This is a genomic window from Solidesulfovibrio magneticus RS-1, from assembly GCF_000010665.1.
GTDB classification, from domain to species: Bacteria; Desulfobacterota; Desulfovibrionia; order Desulfovibrionales; family Desulfovibrionaceae; genus Solidesulfovibrio; species Solidesulfovibrio magneticus.
In genome coordinates, this window is record NC_012796.1 from 3,691,885 (window position 1) to 3,707,729 (window position 15,845).

General features: G+C 65.1%; 13 protein-coding genes. 6 read left to right on the forward strand and 7 right to left on the reverse strand.

What is annotated here, in order from left to right; all coding sequences use genetic code 11:
• Nucleotides 1-2: 2 nt before the first annotated feature.
• From DMR_RS15485 to DMR_RS15500, 4 genes are all read right to left on the reverse strand, one after another.
• Nucleotides 3-812 carry an ABC transporter ATP-binding protein gene (locus DMR_RS15485; protein WP_015861935.1) on the reverse strand — a complete coding sequence of 270 codons (810 nt, stop codon included), beginning with the start codon at nt 810-812 and terminating at the stop codon, nt 3-5.
• 7 nt (nt 813-819) lie between these two features.
• The gene (locus tag DMR_RS15490; protein WP_015861936.1) at nt 820-1,974 is read right to left on the reverse strand and encodes an MlaE family ABC transporter permease; all 1,155 of its coding nucleotides are present in this window, start codon (nt 1,972-1,974) and stop codon (nt 820-822) included.
• Between the two features lie 106 nt (nt 1,975-2,080).
• Nucleotides 2,081-2,422 (reverse strand): hypothetical protein, encoded by a 342-nt coding sequence (locus tag DMR_RS15495; RefSeq protein WP_015861937.1) that lies wholly within the window; start codon nt 2,420-2,422, stop codon nt 2,081-2,083.
• 96 nt (nt 2,423-2,518) lie between these two features.
• Nucleotides 2,519-3,310, reverse strand: coding sequence for a prepilin peptidase (locus DMR_RS15500; protein ID WP_015861938.1), 792 nt, complete (start codon nt 3,308-3,310; stop codon nt 2,519-2,521).
• Nucleotides 3,311-3,361: 51 nt separating this feature from the next.
• On the opposite strand from DMR_RS15500, the gene DMR_RS15505 reads away from it, so the two are divergent.
• From DMR_RS15505 to DMR_RS15520, 4 genes are all read left to right on the forward strand, one after another.
• The gene (locus DMR_RS15505; protein WP_015861939.1) at nt 3,362-4,390 is read left to right on the forward strand and encodes a cation diffusion facilitator family transporter; all 1,029 of its coding nucleotides are present in this window, start codon (nt 3,362-3,364) and stop codon (nt 4,388-4,390) included.
• Between the two features lie 152 nt (nt 4,391-4,542).
• Nucleotides 4,543-5,313, forward strand: coding sequence for a LytR/AlgR family response regulator transcription factor (locus DMR_RS15510; RefSeq protein ID WP_043600859.1), 771 nt, complete (start codon nt 4,543-4,545; stop codon nt 5,311-5,313).
• A gap of 10 nt (nt 5,314-5,323) precedes the next feature.
• Nucleotides 5,324-7,141, forward strand: coding sequence for a LytS/YhcK type 5TM receptor domain-containing protein (locus tag DMR_RS15515; protein WP_015861941.1), 1,818 nt, complete (start codon nt 5,324-5,326; stop codon nt 7,139-7,141).
• A 135-nt stretch (nt 7,142-7,276) separates the two neighbouring features.
• On the forward strand, nt 7,277-9,088 hold the full coding sequence (locus DMR_RS15520) for a carbon starvation CstA family protein (RefSeq protein ID WP_015861942.1): 1,812 nt from the start codon (nt 7,277-7,279) through the stop codon (nt 9,086-9,088).
• Between the two features lie 177 nt (nt 9,089-9,265).
• Here DMR_RS15520 and DMR_RS15525 read toward each other — a convergent pair whose 3' ends face one another.
• Nucleotides 9,266-11,428: an ATP-binding protein gene (locus DMR_RS15525; RefSeq protein ID WP_148208457.1), complete on the reverse strand. Its 2,163-nt coding sequence runs from the start codon at nt 11,426-11,428 to the stop codon at nt 9,266-9,268.
• Nucleotides 11,429-11,769: 341 nt separating this feature from the next.
• Between DMR_RS15525 and DMR_RS15535 the strand changes: the two genes are divergently transcribed.
• Together DMR_RS15535 and hydG are read left to right on the forward strand one after the other, a co-directional pair.
• Nucleotides 11,770-12,045, forward strand: coding sequence for a TM1266 family iron-only hydrogenase system putative regulator (locus DMR_RS15535; protein WP_043600863.1), 276 nt, complete (start codon nt 11,770-11,772; stop codon nt 12,043-12,045).
• Entirely contained in the window at nt 12,038-13,474 is a 1,437-nt protein-coding gene (hydG, locus tag DMR_RS15540) for a [FeFe] hydrogenase H-cluster radical SAM maturase HydG (protein ID WP_015861945.1), read from the forward strand. Before DMR_RS15535 ends, hydG begins: the two co-directional genes overlap by 8 nt.
• Nucleotides 13,475-13,730: 256 nt before the next feature.
• Here hydG and phoU read toward each other — a convergent pair whose 3' ends face one another.
• Together phoU and serB are read right to left on the reverse strand one after the other, a co-directional pair.
• Entirely contained in the window at nt 13,731-14,408 is a 678-nt protein-coding gene (gene phoU / locus DMR_RS15545) for a phosphate signaling complex protein PhoU (protein ID WP_015861946.1), read from the reverse strand.
• A gap of 164 nt (nt 14,409-14,572) precedes the next feature.
• Nucleotides 14,573-15,793: a phosphoserine phosphatase SerB gene (gene serB, locus DMR_RS15550; RefSeq protein ID WP_015861947.1), complete on the reverse strand. Its 1,221-nt coding sequence runs from the start codon at nt 15,791-15,793 to the stop codon at nt 14,573-14,575.
• Nucleotides 15,794-15,845: the final 52 nt, after the last annotated feature.

The following is a 15,845-nucleotide window of genomic DNA, read 5'->3' on the forward strand; positions in this document are numbered from 1 at the left end:
GGTCAGTCGTCCTTTTGCTGTTCCTGGCCCCGGGTGAGGAACCGGCGGAGCTGGGGGTCTTGGCTGTGGGCCAGCAGTTCCTTGGGGTCGCCGCTGGCGGTCATGGTCCGGGTTTCCACGTCGAGATAGACGGAGTTGTTGCCGATGGCGAAAATGCTGGCCAGTTCATGGGTGACCACCACAAACGTGGCCTTGAGACTCTCGCGCAGCTCCAAGATAAGTTCGTCCAAGAGATGGGCGCTGACCGGGTCCAGCCCGGCCGAAGGCTCGTCGAAAAACAGAATGTCCGGGTCCAGGGCCATGGCCCGGGCCAGCCCGGCCCGCTTGCACATGCCTCCGCTGATTTCCGAGGGATAGAAGTCCTCGAACCCGGCCAGACCCACCAGGGCGAGCTTGAGCGAGCAGACCTCGCGGATCTGCTTGCGGGTAAGCGCCGTGTACTGCGAAAGCGGCAAGGCGATGTTCTCGGCCAGGGTCATGGAGCTGAAAAGCGCCCCGGACTGGTAAAGGATGCCGGTGCGCCGGGAAATGGCCGCCCGGGTGGCCGGTTCGGCGTCCCACAGGCTTCCCTCGCGGTAGTACACCTTGCCGGCGGCCGGTTCCTTAAGGCCCACCAGCACCCGCAGCAGGGTCGATTTGCCGCAGCCGCTGCCGCCCATGATGATGAAGATGTCGCCCTTTTGGACCACGAAATTCAGCTCGCGCATGATGACGAAGTCGCCGTAGGCCATGGTCAGGCCCTCGACCCGGATGGCCGGATCGTCCGTTGCGGCGGCGCTCACCTGGGCGGCGGTGTCGTAAACGGGCTTCACGCGGGCCTCACACGCCGATGATGTTGCAGCACACGGTCAGGATGGCCGTGGCGATGACGATGGCCAAAATGCTCGTGACCACGGCGGCCGTGGTGGCCTGCCCGACGCCCAGGGCGCTGCGGCCGCAGCGCATCCCCCGGTAGCAGCCGGCCATGGCCACCAGCACCCCGAACACCGTGCTGTGGACCAGCCCAATCCAGAAGTTGGCCAGGGGCACCGACTGCCAGGTATGGGTCAGGTACTGGATGGGGTTGATCTTAAGCATGAACACGCCCACCACGAAACCGCCCATGATGCCCATGAGGTCGGCGTAGATGCACAAAAGCGGCATCATGAGGACCAGGGCGATCATACGCGGCAACACGAGAAACTGGGTCGGCGAAAAGCCGAAGGTGCGCAGGGCGTCGATTTCCTCGTTGACCTGCATGGTGCCCAGTTCGGCGGCGTAGGCCGCGCCGGTGCGGCCGGCCATGATGATGCCGGTCATGATCGCGCCCATGACCCGCACCATGGCGATGCCGACGATGGTGGAAACGTAGATCTGCGCCCCGAACTGCGACAGCTGGATAGCCCCGACAAAGGCCAGGATGAGGCCGACCAGGAAGCTTATGAGCGACACGATGCCCAGGGCGTCGATGCTGGCCTGGTAAATAAGCGTCGTCAGCTGGGAACGCTGGAACACCGCCCGTCCCGTCACCAGGGCCCAGGCGGCCAGGGTCACGTCGCCGGTGAAATCGAGCAGGTTTCGCACGCCCTGGGCCGCGCCGTAGCCCATGTCGGCCATGCGCTCCAGAAAGGGCGTGCGCTTGGCCGCGCGGGCCGCGCCCTGGCGTTCGGGCACCTTGGCGGCCAGGGCCAGCAGGCTCTCCACGCCCGGGGGCAGGGCGCCGGCGTCCACGGCCACGCCGCGTTCCCGGGCCAGGGCGATGATGGCCCGGCACTGGGTGAGAAACAGGCTGTCCCAGCCGGTCACGCCCTCCCCGGCCAGCACGAGCTTTTGGGGCGCGGGAGAAGCGGCCAGGGCCTGACGCACCGCCTCGATGTCGGGCAGGGTCTGGTCCATGCGCCAGGAACCGGAAAAGGTCAGGGTCACGACGCCGCCGGAGGCAACGATGTCGCGGTGCGGGGCGTCAGCCCGGGGCGGAGCGGCCGGACGTGTCATGACGGGAAAAGAGTATGGCGCATGGGCGGTCCGAAAGTGACGGGTTTATCCCGGCCATGGGCCGGACGGGGCACACCATGCCCCTGGCCGGCCCGAATGCCAAGCGTCATTTTTGCTTCGGGTACAACCGGTTGCACTGCTGCTCGCACAGGGAGCCGCCGTGGTCGAGCATGTAGAAGCAGTTGCGGCCCAGGTATTTGTTGTTCTGGTCGATGAAAATCTTGTTGCAGGCCGCCCGGCAGGCCTCGACGTTGGGATAGTCCGTCTTGAACACGTCCTGGAAGGTCTGGCAGATTTCCATGTCCGAATCGCAGGGGTCCGGCCCAAAGGGCATGATGCAATTGCCGTAGAACATGGAATCGGAATAGGGTTTGACCTGCACGGGGGTACAGGCCGTCATCAGGCCCAAAACCGCAGCGGTGGCAAGGCAGGCGAAACGGCGCGTCATGGCGTCCTCCGTCGGGATGGCGGTACGGCCCGTGGGCCTGTCGGTTCTCTAACACGAAGCATCGGCCCCAGGCCAGCCCAAGCCCGGGTCCGGCGGTCAGCGGCCGGCCAAAAGGGCGAAAATCCGCTGGCCGTAGAGCATCTGGATCATGCCGCCCAGACACAAAAACGGGCCGAAGGGAATGGGCATCTGCCGGTCCTTGCCCCGGCCCAGGACATAGTAGGGGCTGGCGACCAGGGCGGCCAGACTGCCCATGAGCACGGCATAGGGCAGCCCCAAGCCCCCTACGGCCCCACCGATGGAGAGCATGAGCTTGACGTCGCCCCCGCCCAGCCCGTCCACGCCCTTGGCCGTGCGGTAGGCGGCGGCCAGCAGCCAAAAGACGCCAAAGCCCAGGGCCGCGCCGACGCCGGCCAGCACCGGCCCGATGGCCGGGTCCAAGGCGCCCAGGGCCAGGCCAAGCACGGCCGCCGGATAGGTGAGGTAATTGGGCAGCAGATAGACCGCGAAATCGATGCCCGAGGCGATGATGAAAAGCCCGCCCAGGGCGAGGTAGCCCAGAAAAAACCAGCTCGGCCCGAAATGCAGGGCGCAAAGCGTCGCCCAGGCCGCCGAGGCCAGTTCAATGAGCGGATACAGCGGCGAAATGGGCTTGCGGCAGGCCGCGCAGCGCCCCCGCAGCAGCAGATAGCTCACCACCGGCACAAGCTCCCAGGGCCGCAGCCGATGCCCGCACTCCGGGCAGTGGGACGGCGGCGACACGATGGAGGTCTCGCGGATGCCCCGGGAGACGCACACCGAATAAAAGCTCCCCAGCACCAGCCCCAAAATGGCTGCAGCAACCGGAAACGCATACGGGAAGAGGGTAATGTCGATGGCGGCGGTCATCGGCTTCTTGTGTCCGTCCGGCCGCCCCGCGTCAAGGAAAAGCCCTCGGCCATGGACAGGACGCCGCCCCCGACGTACAAAGCCGCCATGCAACTCTTCGCCAAAACCGCCGTGCCCGAGGTGCGGGCGGCCCGGCTGTCCCTGGCCGTGGCCGTGGTCCTGCTGGCCGTCAAGATGTGGGCCTACGTGCTGACCGACTCCGCCGCCATCCTGTCCGACGCCCTGGAGTCCATCATCAACGTGGTGGCCGCCGCGTTTGCGGTCTTAAGCGTCTCCGTGGCCGCCAAGCCGGCCGACGCGCGCCATCCCTACGGCCACGGCAACATCGAATACTACGCCGCCTGGTTCGAAGGGATGCTCATTCTCTTCGCTGCTGCGGCTATCTTTTGGGAATGTTTCGACAAGATCGCCAATCCCCAGCCCCTGCCGCGCCTGGGCGCGGGCATCGGGCTTTTGACGGCGGCAAGCGGCGTCAACCTGTGGCTGGGGCTCAAACTCCTGCGCCAGGGCAAACGCTCGGGGTCGCTGACCCTGGAAGCCGACGGCCGCCATGTGCTCACCGACGTCTACACCTCCGTCGGCGTGCTTCTGGGCCTGGGGCTTGTCTGGGCCACCGGCTGGCTGTGGCTCGACGGGCTGGTCGCCTGCCTGGTCGGGGCCAACATCGCCTGGACCGGCATCGCGCTGGTGCGCCAGTCCGTGTCCGGCTTCATGAACGAATCCGATCCGGCCCTGCTCGCCGGCATCTGCGACCTGCTGCGGGAGCGCCGCCACCCGTCCTGGATCGACATCCACCGGCTGCGGGCCATCAAGTCCGGCCGTGCCGTCCACGTGGACCTGCACCTGATCCTGCCCCGCGACATGACCCTGGCCGAAGCCCACGAACAGGTGGACGCCATGGAAAAGCTCCTCTTGGCGCACCTCGGCCCCGACGCCGACGTCATGATCCACGCCGACCCCTGCGACCCGCCCTGCTGCCCGGTCTGCGACGCCAACCCCTGCGAACTGCGCCAAAGCGCCTGCACCGAAACACCCCTATGGTCGCCCGACAACACCGGCGACCCCGTACGGGGGGATTAGTTATGTGAAGAGAAAGAGGCCTCCGGCGGCCGGGGGCCTGAGGCCCCCGGACCCCCCAACGGGGAAAAGGGGGTTCGGCGCTGTCGGCTGGGGAGTCAGAGGCTGACGCGGCGCTGGCTGGACAGGGGATGGCGGCGGGGCTAAATACGGGCATGGGCATCCGCGCGCTTATCGTTGACGATGAAAAACCGGCTCGCGACGAGCTGGCCTACCTGCTCGGCGAACACCCCGACGTCGAGGCCAGCCAGGCCGACGGGGCCGAGGCTGCCCTGGCCGCCATGGCCGTTTCCCGCCCGGACCTCGTCTTCCTCGACATCCGCATGCCCGGCCGCGACGGCTTCGACGTCCTGGCCGAGGCCGCCAGCCTGCCCGATGTGCCGCTGTTCGTCTTTGTCACCGCCTTTGACCAGTACGCCGTGGCCGCCTTCGAGCAAAACGCCGTGGACTATCTTTTAAAGCCCGTGGCCGCCGAACGCTTGGCCGTGAGCCTCGACCGGGTGCGTCGCCGGCTGGCCCAGGGCCGGGTCGGCCTCACCGACGCCCTGGGGTCGCTGCTGGCCGGCCTGGGCCGGGCCGGCGGCGGCCTGGCCCGGGTGGCCGTGCTGCGCCACGGCCGCATTGCGCTCTTGCCCGCCGCCGAGGTGGTGCTCATCGAGGCCGACGACCGCGACGTGGGCGCGCTCACCGACCAGGGCCGCTTTCCCTGCCACGGCTTCCCCACCCTGACCCGGGCCGAGGAACGTCTGACCGGCCAGCCCTTTTTCCGGGCCAACCGGGCCGTGCTGGTCAATCTGGAACGCATCGCCGAACTCTCGCCCTGGGTCGGCGGCAAATACCTGCTGGTCATGAACGACCCGGCCCGCACCGAAGTGACGGTCAGCCGGAACCGGGTGCGCGACTTCAAGGAACGCCTGGGACTCTGACGGAGGCCCCATGAACCTCGACATCCTCACCCCCGAAGTCCCGGGGCTTTTTGTCCATCTCTCCCAGCGCTTCGGCCTGCTGTTGGCCGGCGGCTTCGCCATCATGACCCTGGCCCCCTTCGAGCGCATGGGCCTGGGGCAAAAGCGCCCGGCCTGGGCCACGGCCGCCGTCACCGTGCTGTTTGGCGTTTTCGGGATACTGGGCACCTACACCGGCAACGCCGTGTTCCATTCCTACGCCAACCTGCGGGCCATGGGCGTGATTACCGCCGGGCTTTTCGGCGGCCCGGTGGTCGGCATCGGAGCCGGGCTCATCGCCGGCGGCCACCGCTATCTCATCGATGTAGGGGGATTCAGCGCCCTGCCCTGCGCCCTGGCGACATTCCTGGAGGGTGCTGCGGCCGGGCTCATCGCCCGGCGCTTTCCTGGCCAGTCCCTGGACTGGGGCTGGGCCATGGCCCTGGGGCTGGTGGGCGAGACCGTCCACATGGGGCTGGTGCTGGCCCTGTCGCGGCCCTTTGGCGAGGCCCTGGAACTGGTCAAGGTCATCGGCGCGCCCATGATCGTCATAAACGCCATGGGAGCGGCCATCTTCACGAGAGCGCTCAAGCTCCAACGCAGCCTGCGCGAACGCCAGGACTCCACCGAGGCCCGGCGCATCCTGTCCATCGCCAGCCAGACTGTGCCCCACCTGCGCGGCGGCCTGACCCCGGAATCGGCCCAGGCCACGGCCGCCATCATCCGCAAGGAAACCGGCGTGGCCGCCGTGGCCATCACCGGCGACAGCACCATCCTGGCCCATGTCGGGGCCGGCCAGGACCACCATCTGGCCGGCGAACCCTGGCGCACCCGGGCCACGCGGCTCTCCTACGAATCCGGCGCGGCCCTTTTCTTGCGCGACCAGGAAAGCATCGGCTGCGCCCTGCCCGACTGCCCCCTGCGCGAGGCCATCATCGTGCCCTTGCGCAAGGGCGCGGCCATACGCGGTTGCCTGAAAATCTACGGCACCAAAGCGCGCCCCCTGGACCAGCCCCTGTTCGAGTTGGCCAAGGGTCTGGCCGATCTGTTTTCCACCCAGCTCGAACTGGAAGACATCGGCATCAAAAACCAGCTCCTGGCCCATGCCGAAATAAGCCGCCTCCAGGCCCAGATCAACCCGCATTTCCTGTTCAACTCCCTCAACACCATTGCCTCGTTTTGCCGAACCGCCCCGGGTCAGGCCCGGGAACTGCTGCTTGACCTCGCCCGCTACATGCGCCGCAACCTCGACAGCTCCCGGGGGCTCATCCGCCTGTCCGAGGAGATGGAGCAGGTGCGCTCCTATCTCGCCATTGAGCAGGCCCGCTTTGGCGACCGCATTGTCTCGGAAATCGACCTCGAACCCGGTTGCGAGGATTGGCTGCTGCCGCCGCTGCTCATCCAGCCCCTGGTGGAAAACAGCGTGCGCCACGGCCTGCAAGGCCGCCCCGAAGGCGGCCGGGTGACGGTGACGGTCCGTCGCCGGGACGGCCATCTGTGGGTGGAAGTGGCCGACGAGGGCCTTGGCATGTCGCCCGAGACCCGCGCGCGCATCCTCTCGCCCGACGCCGCCGGGTCGCTCACCGAAGGCGTTGGCGCGCGCAACACCAACCAACGGCTGGTGCAGCTTTTCGGCCACGATTACGCCCTGTGCATCGAAAGCGCTCCGGGTGAGGGCGCGCGCATCGTCTTTCGGACCCCACCGGCCGCGCCGCCCAGGCCCTCCCAGGACACCCGGGATGCCGCGGTGCCCCCCGGGCCGACCCCGCCCCGGCCCATAAACCCGGCCGACCTGTCAGCCGCCCCGTAAAACCGCCCTTTCGCCCCCGACAATCGCCTTTTGGCGCGCGGCGTCTTGTTGTCGCCGACCCGGGATGTCATTTCGGGGCCGAACATCGGCAACGGCCCGCCCGATCCCCGGGAGGCCCAAACACGGGAGGCTGGCATGAACGCCATGACCCTGGTCTTCGCCGCCCTGTGCGTCTTCGCCATCGGCTACCGCTTCTACGGGTTGTTTTTCACCCGCAAGGTGCTGGGAGCCAAGATCGACCGGCTCACCCCGGCGGTCAAAATGGCGGACGGACATGACTACGTAAAGACCAACAAGTACGTCCTTTTCGGCCACCACTTCGCGGCCATCGCCGCGGCCGGCCCCCTGCTCGGGCCGGTGCTCGCGGCCCAGTTCGGCTACCTGCCGGGCGCGCTGTGGATCCTCGTCGGCTGCGTCATGGCCGGCTGCGTCCACGACACCGTGGTGCTTTTCGCCTCGGTGCGTCACAAGGGCCGGTCCCTGGCCTACATTGCCACCCAGGAAATCGGCAAGAGCACCGGCTCGGTGGCCGGCTTCGCCGTGCTGTTCATCCTCGTTTTGACCCTGGCCGGCCTGTCCATTGCCGTGGTCAACGCCATGCACGACAGCGCCTGGGGCACGTTCACCGTTTTCGCCACCATCCCCATTGCGCTTATCATGGGCGTCTATCTCCACAAGTGGCGCGACGGCGACGTGCTTGGCGCCTCCATCATCGGCGTGGGCCTGCTCTTTGTCGCCATCCTCATCGGCCCCTACGTGGCCGCCAGCCCCACCTGGGGACCGCTGTTCAACATGCCCCGGCCGGCCATCGCGCTGACCATCCCCATTTACGGCTTCGTGGCCTCGGTGCTGCCGGTCTGGCTGCTGCTATGCCCGCGCGACTATCTTTCGACCTATTTGAAGATCGGCACCATCGCCATGCTGGCCATCGGCATCTTCTACGTCCGGCCCGACCTGCAGATGCCGGCGCTCACCAAGTTTGTCAGCGGCGGCGGCCCCATCATCCCGGGCGCGGTCTTCCCGTTCCTGTTCATCACCATCGCCTGCGGCGCGCTGTCGGGTTTCCACGCCATCATCGGCACCGGCACCACGCCCAAGATGCTCGACAACGAAAACAACCTGCTCTTCGTCGGCTTCGGGGCCATGCTCATGGAAGGCTTCGTGGCCATCATGGCCCTTATCGCCGCCTGCGTGCTGGTGCCGGCCGACTATTTCGCGATAAACACCAAGCCCGAAGTGTTCGCCACACTGGGCATGGCCACCGTCGATCTGGCCCAACTCTCCGCCGCCGTCGGCGAGAACATCACCGGCCGCCCCGGCGGCGCGGTGTCCCTGGCCGTGGGCATGGCCCACATCTTCTCGTCGATTCCCATCATGAACCACCTCATGGACTACTGGTACCACTTCGCCATCATGTTCGAGGCCGTGTTCATCCTCACGGCCGTGGACACGGGCACCCGGGTGGGCCGGTTCTTCCTCCAGGAAATGATCGGCCAGGTGATCCCCAAGTTTCAGGAAAAGCACTGGATGCCGGGCATCCTGTCCACCTCGGCCATCTTCACCTTCATGTGGGGCTACCTCGTCTACACCGGCGACATCTCCACCATCTGGCCGCTTTTTGGCATGTCCAACCAGCTCTTGGCCGCCGTGGGACTTTTAATCGGCACCACCATGATCATCCGCATGGGCAAGGCGCGCTATGCCTGGATGACGGCCGTGCCGGGCCTGTCCATGGTGGTCATCACCATGTGGGCCGGCTATCTGCAGGTGTTTAACAACTACATTCCCAAGGGCCTCTACCTGCTGGCCACCCTGGCCATCATCGTGGTCGCCCTCATGGCCGTTGTCATCGTCGGCACGGTGCGGCGCTGGATAGAACTCTTGAATATCAAGAAGACCGTGGTCGATCCCTACGGCGATCCGGTCCTCGAAGTCGTACCCGAATAACTTCGGGACATCCGCAAACGAAACGGCCGGGGCATGGCAGTGCCCCGGCCGTTTTGTTTGGCCCAAAAACCTGGCTGACGTCGATTCCACTGCTCACGTGGAATCCAGGAAAAACGTCGTGCCGCGCGTTATGGACAGGCGGTCAAACAGGACAGACGCCCTACTTGCACTCAGGTCTTACTCCGCCAGACGCCAGCCGAACAGTCCGCCCAGATACTCCAGCAGCCGGGCCTTGCGGATGGGCTTGGTCAAAAACGCGTCACAGCCGGCCTCGCGGCCCCTGCTCTCGAACTCGTACAGGGCATGGGCGGTCAAAAGCGCCACCGGCGTGCGACAGCTGCCCCGGTCGGCTTCCAGCCGGCGGATGTGCCGTGTGGCCTCCAGCCCGTCCATGACCGGCATCTCCACATCCATGAGCACCGCGTCAAAGGGTTCCCGCGCCTCGGTGACGGCGGCCACGGCCTCATAGCCGTTTCGCGCCCACACGAGTTCCACCGGCTCGTTCTCCAAAAACAGTGCAATGAGTTCCCGGTTGGATTCGGAATCCTCGGCCAACAACACTCTCCGCTTTGTTATTGTTGCACCATGCCCCATTGTCGTCTCCCGACGCGCCGGGTTGGACAGACCTAAAGCGACCGGTCGTTCCGGCACGCACTGCCTGCCGGCTCGCAACGCCGGCAGGGTGAAGGAAAAGCACGACCCTGCGCCGGGGGCGCTTTCCGCCACGACATCGCCGCCCATGAGCCGGGCCAGCGCCCGGCTTATGGAAAGGCCAAGCCCGGCCCCGCCCTGGCGGCGATGGGCCGCGGCGTCGGCCTGGGAGAAGGGATCAAAAATGCGGGCCATGGCCTCAGGCGCGATGCCCGGGCCGCTGTCGCGCACCGAAAAAAGGACAAAGCCCTGGCCGGCAGGGTCGGACAAAGGCGTGGCCGAAACCGTGATACGGCCGGATTGGGTGTATTTGACGGCGTTCCAGACGAGGTTGAGCAGCACCTGGCGCACCCGCAACGGATCGGCCACCAGCCGGTCGGGCAGGGACGGGTCCGTATGCACCTGCAAGTCCAACCCCTTGCCAGCGGCGGCCTCGCCGGCCAGACCGCACACCTCCCGGGCCAGGGCCGCCGGATCGAAGACCTCGGGGAAAAGCGCCACCCGGTCGGCCTCGATCTGGGAAAAATCGAGAATGTCGCTTAAAAGCTGCGACAGCATCCGGCCGGAGCCGGCAATGCCCTCCAGATAGCGCCGCTGAGACGAGGAAATCGACGTCTCGGCCAACAGTTCGGCCATGCCGAGAATCACGTTCATGGGCGTGCGGATCTCGTGGCTCATGCTGGCCAAAAAGGCGCTCTTGGCCCGACTGGCAGCCATGGCCGCGTCCCGGGCCTGGGCCAGGGCCAGCTCGGTTTCCTTGCGCCGGGTAATGTCCGTGGTCGCGCCGGTAAGCAGGGTCAACCGGCCGGCCGTGTCGCGCACCGGCGCGCCCCGGCCGTGGAGCCAGCGGTAGGAACCGTCCTTGGCCAGCAACCGGTATTCCATGGAAAACGAGGTCCTCTCGCCACGCACGCAAGCGGCAAGCAATCCCAGTACCCGGTCGCGATCATCGGGATGCAGCAAGGCGTTGCAGTCCTCGCTGGTGGTCGGGATGTCACCAGGCTCGTAGCCGAGCAGCCGCAACCATTGCCGGGACAGAAAAATTTCGTCGGTGACCGGATTCCAGCTCCAGGCCCCGTCATCGATATGTGGCAGCGCCTGGGCGAAGTAGGCTTCGCTTTCCTGCAGGCCGCTGCCGACAATTCCTCGCAGGGCCGGGCTCGAATAGATGCAGCAGGCCAATCGGCGCACGCCCCAGCCCAGCATGGTCACGGCCATGCGGCAAGAGGCGCGCAGGCCGTCCCGGCGGACAAGTGTCATGGACGGGCTATGGCCCGGCGCGCCGGCTTCGGCCGCCGTGACGCAGGCCCGAAACACCTCGCGGCAAACGGCGTGCTCCTCTACAGGGTGGAGGACGGAGAGCGTCTTGCCAATGATGTGTCCGTGACTGAAACCCAAGAATTCGCAGGCTGCACGACTTGCCTGGACGATACGTTCGAAATCAGGATCAACGACAAAGATGATGTCACTGCTATTTTTTAACAAAAATCGCATTCCACCATCAGACACAACAAATCCTGTTTCTTCTAAATCCAAATCCGGACAGCGTTCTATCAAATTTTCACCAGCATCAGAATGATTGCCAAAGATGTCACGCCGACTATCGCTCGAAATATCAGTTATCTTGTCAACCATTTTTTGTTTCATCCTCAAACAATGCAATCTCTTGCTCGGCATCATTCCTAGCATACACCGAAAATACCGCAAGAAAAAGGCAATACCATACAAAAACAATTCCGATTACACCATTTACCAGATTCCGGCTCTCGCGAACGGGCGCTCCATGGCTGACGCCGGCCACGACCTCGCAAACAATGCTTGCCTCAGGCAACCACTTCAGGCATGTTCAAGGCGCTGCCGCACCGGTACCCTCTGGGTCCTGGCGCGAAGGCAACGACACCATACCGCGATCTGACGGCAAGGGGACGCCTCCCTGCGCCGAAGGGAGACGCCATGAACCAGCCGCTTACCGACGCCTTTGTTTTCCCATGGGAAACAAAGGCGTTTTTTATTGCCCCAAAGGAGAACCCATGAACAGGCGCATCGGCGTGATCGGCATCGTCATCGAGGACCCCAAACACGTCTCGGACAAGGTCAACGCCGTCATCAGCGACCACGGCCACATCGTGCTCGGCCGCATGGGCATCCCCAAGCCGGAATATCAGGCCGGCGTGGTTTCGCTCATCATCGAAGGAACAACCGATGAGATCGGTTCGCTTACCGGCAGACTCGGGAATATTCCCGGCGTAACCGTCAAATCCGCCCTGACGAGCAAAATGCTTGGCAAGGAGGCCCAAAATGATTGACGAATCCCAGCGTTCCTCGGACGCCTTCATCGACGACGACCGCATCCACGCAGCCCTTTCCAACGCCAAGACCCTGGCCGCCAACCCCGACGCCGTGGCCGCCATCATCGACAAGGCCCTGGACTACAAGGGGCTTAACGCCGAGGAAGTGGCCGTGCTCCTCGAAGTCTCCGACCCGGCCCTGCTCGACCGGATGTTCCGGGCCGCCAAACAGGTCAAGGAAGCCATCTACGGCAAACGCATCGTGCTGTTTGCGCCGCTCTACATCTCCAGCCACTGCATCAACAACTGCGTCTACTGCGGCTATAAGCGCAGCAACAAAGAGCAGCTGCGCAAGCGCCTGACCATGGACGAAATCCGGCGCGAGGTGGAGATTCTCGAATCCCTTGGCCACAAACGCCTGGCCGTGGAAGCCGGCGAGGACCCGCTTCACTGTCCCATCGAGTACGTCACCGACGCGATACAAGCCATCTACAGCATCAAGGACGGCAACGGCTCCATCCGCCGCGTCAACATCAACATCGCTGCCACCACCATCGAAGACTACAAAAAACTCAAGGACGCCGAAATCGGCACCTATATCCTCTTCCAGGAAACCTATAACCGCGAGCGCTACGCGGCCCTGCACCCCACCGGCCCCAAGCACGACTACAACTGGCACACCACGGCCATGGACCGGGCCATGCAAGGCGGCATCGACGACGTGGGCATCGGCGTGCTCTACGGCCTCTATGACTGGAAATACGAGACCGTGGCCATGTTCCTGCACGCCGAGCATCTGGAAAAAACCTTCGGCGTCGGCCCCCATACCATCTCCGTGCCCCGGATGCGCCCGGCCGGAGCCGTCAACCTCGACACCTTCCCCTACCTCGTGCCCGACGAGGCCTTCAAAAAAATCATCGCCGTCATCCGCCTGGCCGTGCCCTACACCGGCATGATCCTGTCCACCCGCGAGGACCCGGATTTCCGCGACGAGCTCATCAACTACGGCGTCTCCCAGATCAGCGCCGGCTCCTGCACGGGCGTTGGCGGCTACCAGAAGGTCCACGAGGACCACGAACCCACCAACAACACCAACAACGGCCAGCAGTTCGAGCCCAGCGACCAGCGTTCGCCGGCCGAGGTCATCCGGATGCTGTGCGAGCGCGGATTTATCCCCAGCTACTGCACCGCCTGCTACCGCCAGGGCCGCACCGGCGACCGGTTCATGAGCCTGGCCAAGGACGGAACCATCCAGCACGTCTGCCTGCCCAACGCCCTGCTCACCTTCAAGGAATATCTCATCGACTACGCCGACCCCGAGACCCGGGCCATCGGCGAACAGCGCATCCAGGAAGCGCTGTCCACCATCAGCAAGGACGGCGTGCGCGACCTGACCATCGAGCGCCTGCAGGACATCGAACACGGCAAGCGCGACATGTTTTTCTAGCACCGCCGTAGAGGGATGCCTCCGGCGGCCGGGGGGGATGATCCCCCCCGGACCCCCTCGATGGGAAAAGGGATAAAGGGTGATTCGCCTTTGACCCAAAGCACCGCTGCTCTGGTTTCCAAAGGGCTGCGCGAAAAGCGCCAACGCTGTTTCGAGGAAACGACGCCAGACCGAACCTCGCTGAAAAGCAAACGCCGGCCCGGGACATGCTGTCCCGGGCCGGCGTTTTGTCATTGGCCGAGGCAAAAACGGCCGGCTATTTGTCGGTTCCCGGCAGGGGCGTGCACTTGTGCTTGTAGTCCACGGCCCGGCGGATGAAAATTGTCGATTCGGCGATGTTGGCGCACTGGTCGCACACGCGCTTTAAGCTGTGGGCCACGAACGCCTGCTGCACCGCCCGCTCCACCGGCCGGGATTCCTTGATCATCTCGGTGGTCACGTCGCGGAAGATGCGGACGTTGAGTTCCAGCGCCGCCGCGTTCTGTTCGATGATGCGCAGGGCGGCCGCGTCGTCAAGGTCCATGTAGCAGGCGATGGAGGCAGCCATGAGTTCCCGGGCCAGATCGGCCAGCTGTCGTAGGTTGCCATGGACGGGCAGCCGCGTTTCGCTGGTCAGCACCAGCACCCGCTCGGCGATGTTCACGGCCTCGTCACCGAGGCGCTCAATATTGACGAGCATCCGCATGGACCCCACGATAAAACGCAGATCCTTGGCCACGGGATGGTGCAGGGCCAGAATCTTGAGGCTCTCCGAATCCACCCGGCATTCGTAGTCGTTGATCTCGCGGTCGGCGTCGATGACTTCGCGGGCCTGGGCGGCGTTGTGGTCAAGGAGGCTGGCCACGGCTTTTTGCACGGCGTCCTGGGCCAGATGCATCATGTGCAGCACATCGACCTTGAGCTTGTGGATGGCCTGATCGAGCGGGGTTTCCAAGGGGCGGCTCCTGGTTTGGCGACGGGGCGGGTCGGCCCGGCGGCGGCGTTGGCGTTACCCTTTGTCACGAACGGTTTTCGTTTACGACGCCATGCCGGATATGTGACAATTTGAACAAACCCTGTCAATGCGCCCTGGGCCGCCCGCCGGACGTGGCGGGCCGGTTACGACAGGGTGTCGCGGTCGCGCACGCCCACCAGATAGAGGATGCTGTCCAGGCCCAGGGTGGAAATGGAATGGCCGGCCCCCTTTTTCACCACCGGCTTGGCGTGGTAGGCGATGCCAAGGCCGGCGATGCCGAGCATGGGCAGATCGTTGGCCCCGTCGCCCACGGCAATGACCTGCTCCAGGGACAACCCTTCCTTGTCGGCGATAAGGCGCAGCAGCTCGGCCTTCTTGGCCGCGTCCACGATCTCGCCCACCACCCCGCCGGTGAGCGCGCCGTTTTCGATTTCCAGCTCGTTGGCAAAGACATAATCGATGCCAAGCCGCTCCTTGAGCCGGTTGCCGAAGTAGGTGAAGCCGCCGGAAATGATGGCGATCTTGTAGCCGAACCGCTTGAGGTTGGTGATGAGCCGCTCGGCCCCGTCGTTGAGCGGAATGCGCGCCGCCACCTCGGCCAGGGTGGCCTCGGGCAGTCCCTTGAGCTGGCGCAGCCGGCGGCGCAGGCTCTCCTGGAAATCGATCTCGCCGCGCATGGCCGATTCGGTGATGGCCGACACCTGCTCGCCCACGCCGGCTGCCTTGGCCAGTTCGTCGATGACCTCGGCGGCAATGAGCGTCGAGTCCATGTCAAAGGCCACCAGCCGCCGGTTGCGGCGAAAGGCGTTGTCCTCCTGGATGGCGATGTCCACGCCCATGTCGCCGGAGATGGCCAAAAATTCGCTTTTCATGGCCGTCAGATCGGTTGGCGTGCCGCGCACGGAAAATTCCACGCAGGCCATGCGCGGGGCGTTTTTACCGTCCAGGGACGTGCGGCCGGACAGGCGGTTGACGATGTCGATATTAAGCCCGTTTCGGGCAATAACGCCGGTGACGGCGGCGATATGCTCGGCATTGAGGCTGCGGGCCAGCAGGGTGACGATGCGCCGGGGTTTGCCCTGGGCCTCGACCCAGCTTTCGTAATGGGCCGGGTCCACGGGCGTGAAGCTGAGATTCACGCCGAGCTTGTGGGCGCAAAAGAGCAAGTCCTTCAGAAACGGCGTGGACTCGGCCGTGGTGGGCACGCGCACCAGGATGCCGAGCGTCAGGCTGTCGTGGATGACCGACTGGCCGATGTCGAGGATGTCGGCCCCGAATTTGGCCAGTTCGGCGGTGATGGCGGCGGTGAGGCCGGGCTTGTCGTCGCCGGCCACGCGAATGAGGATGATTTCGGGCTGCTGCATGGGGAAGGCTATAGCGCCGGGCGCGGCCGGGGGCAAGACGGACGCTTTTCCC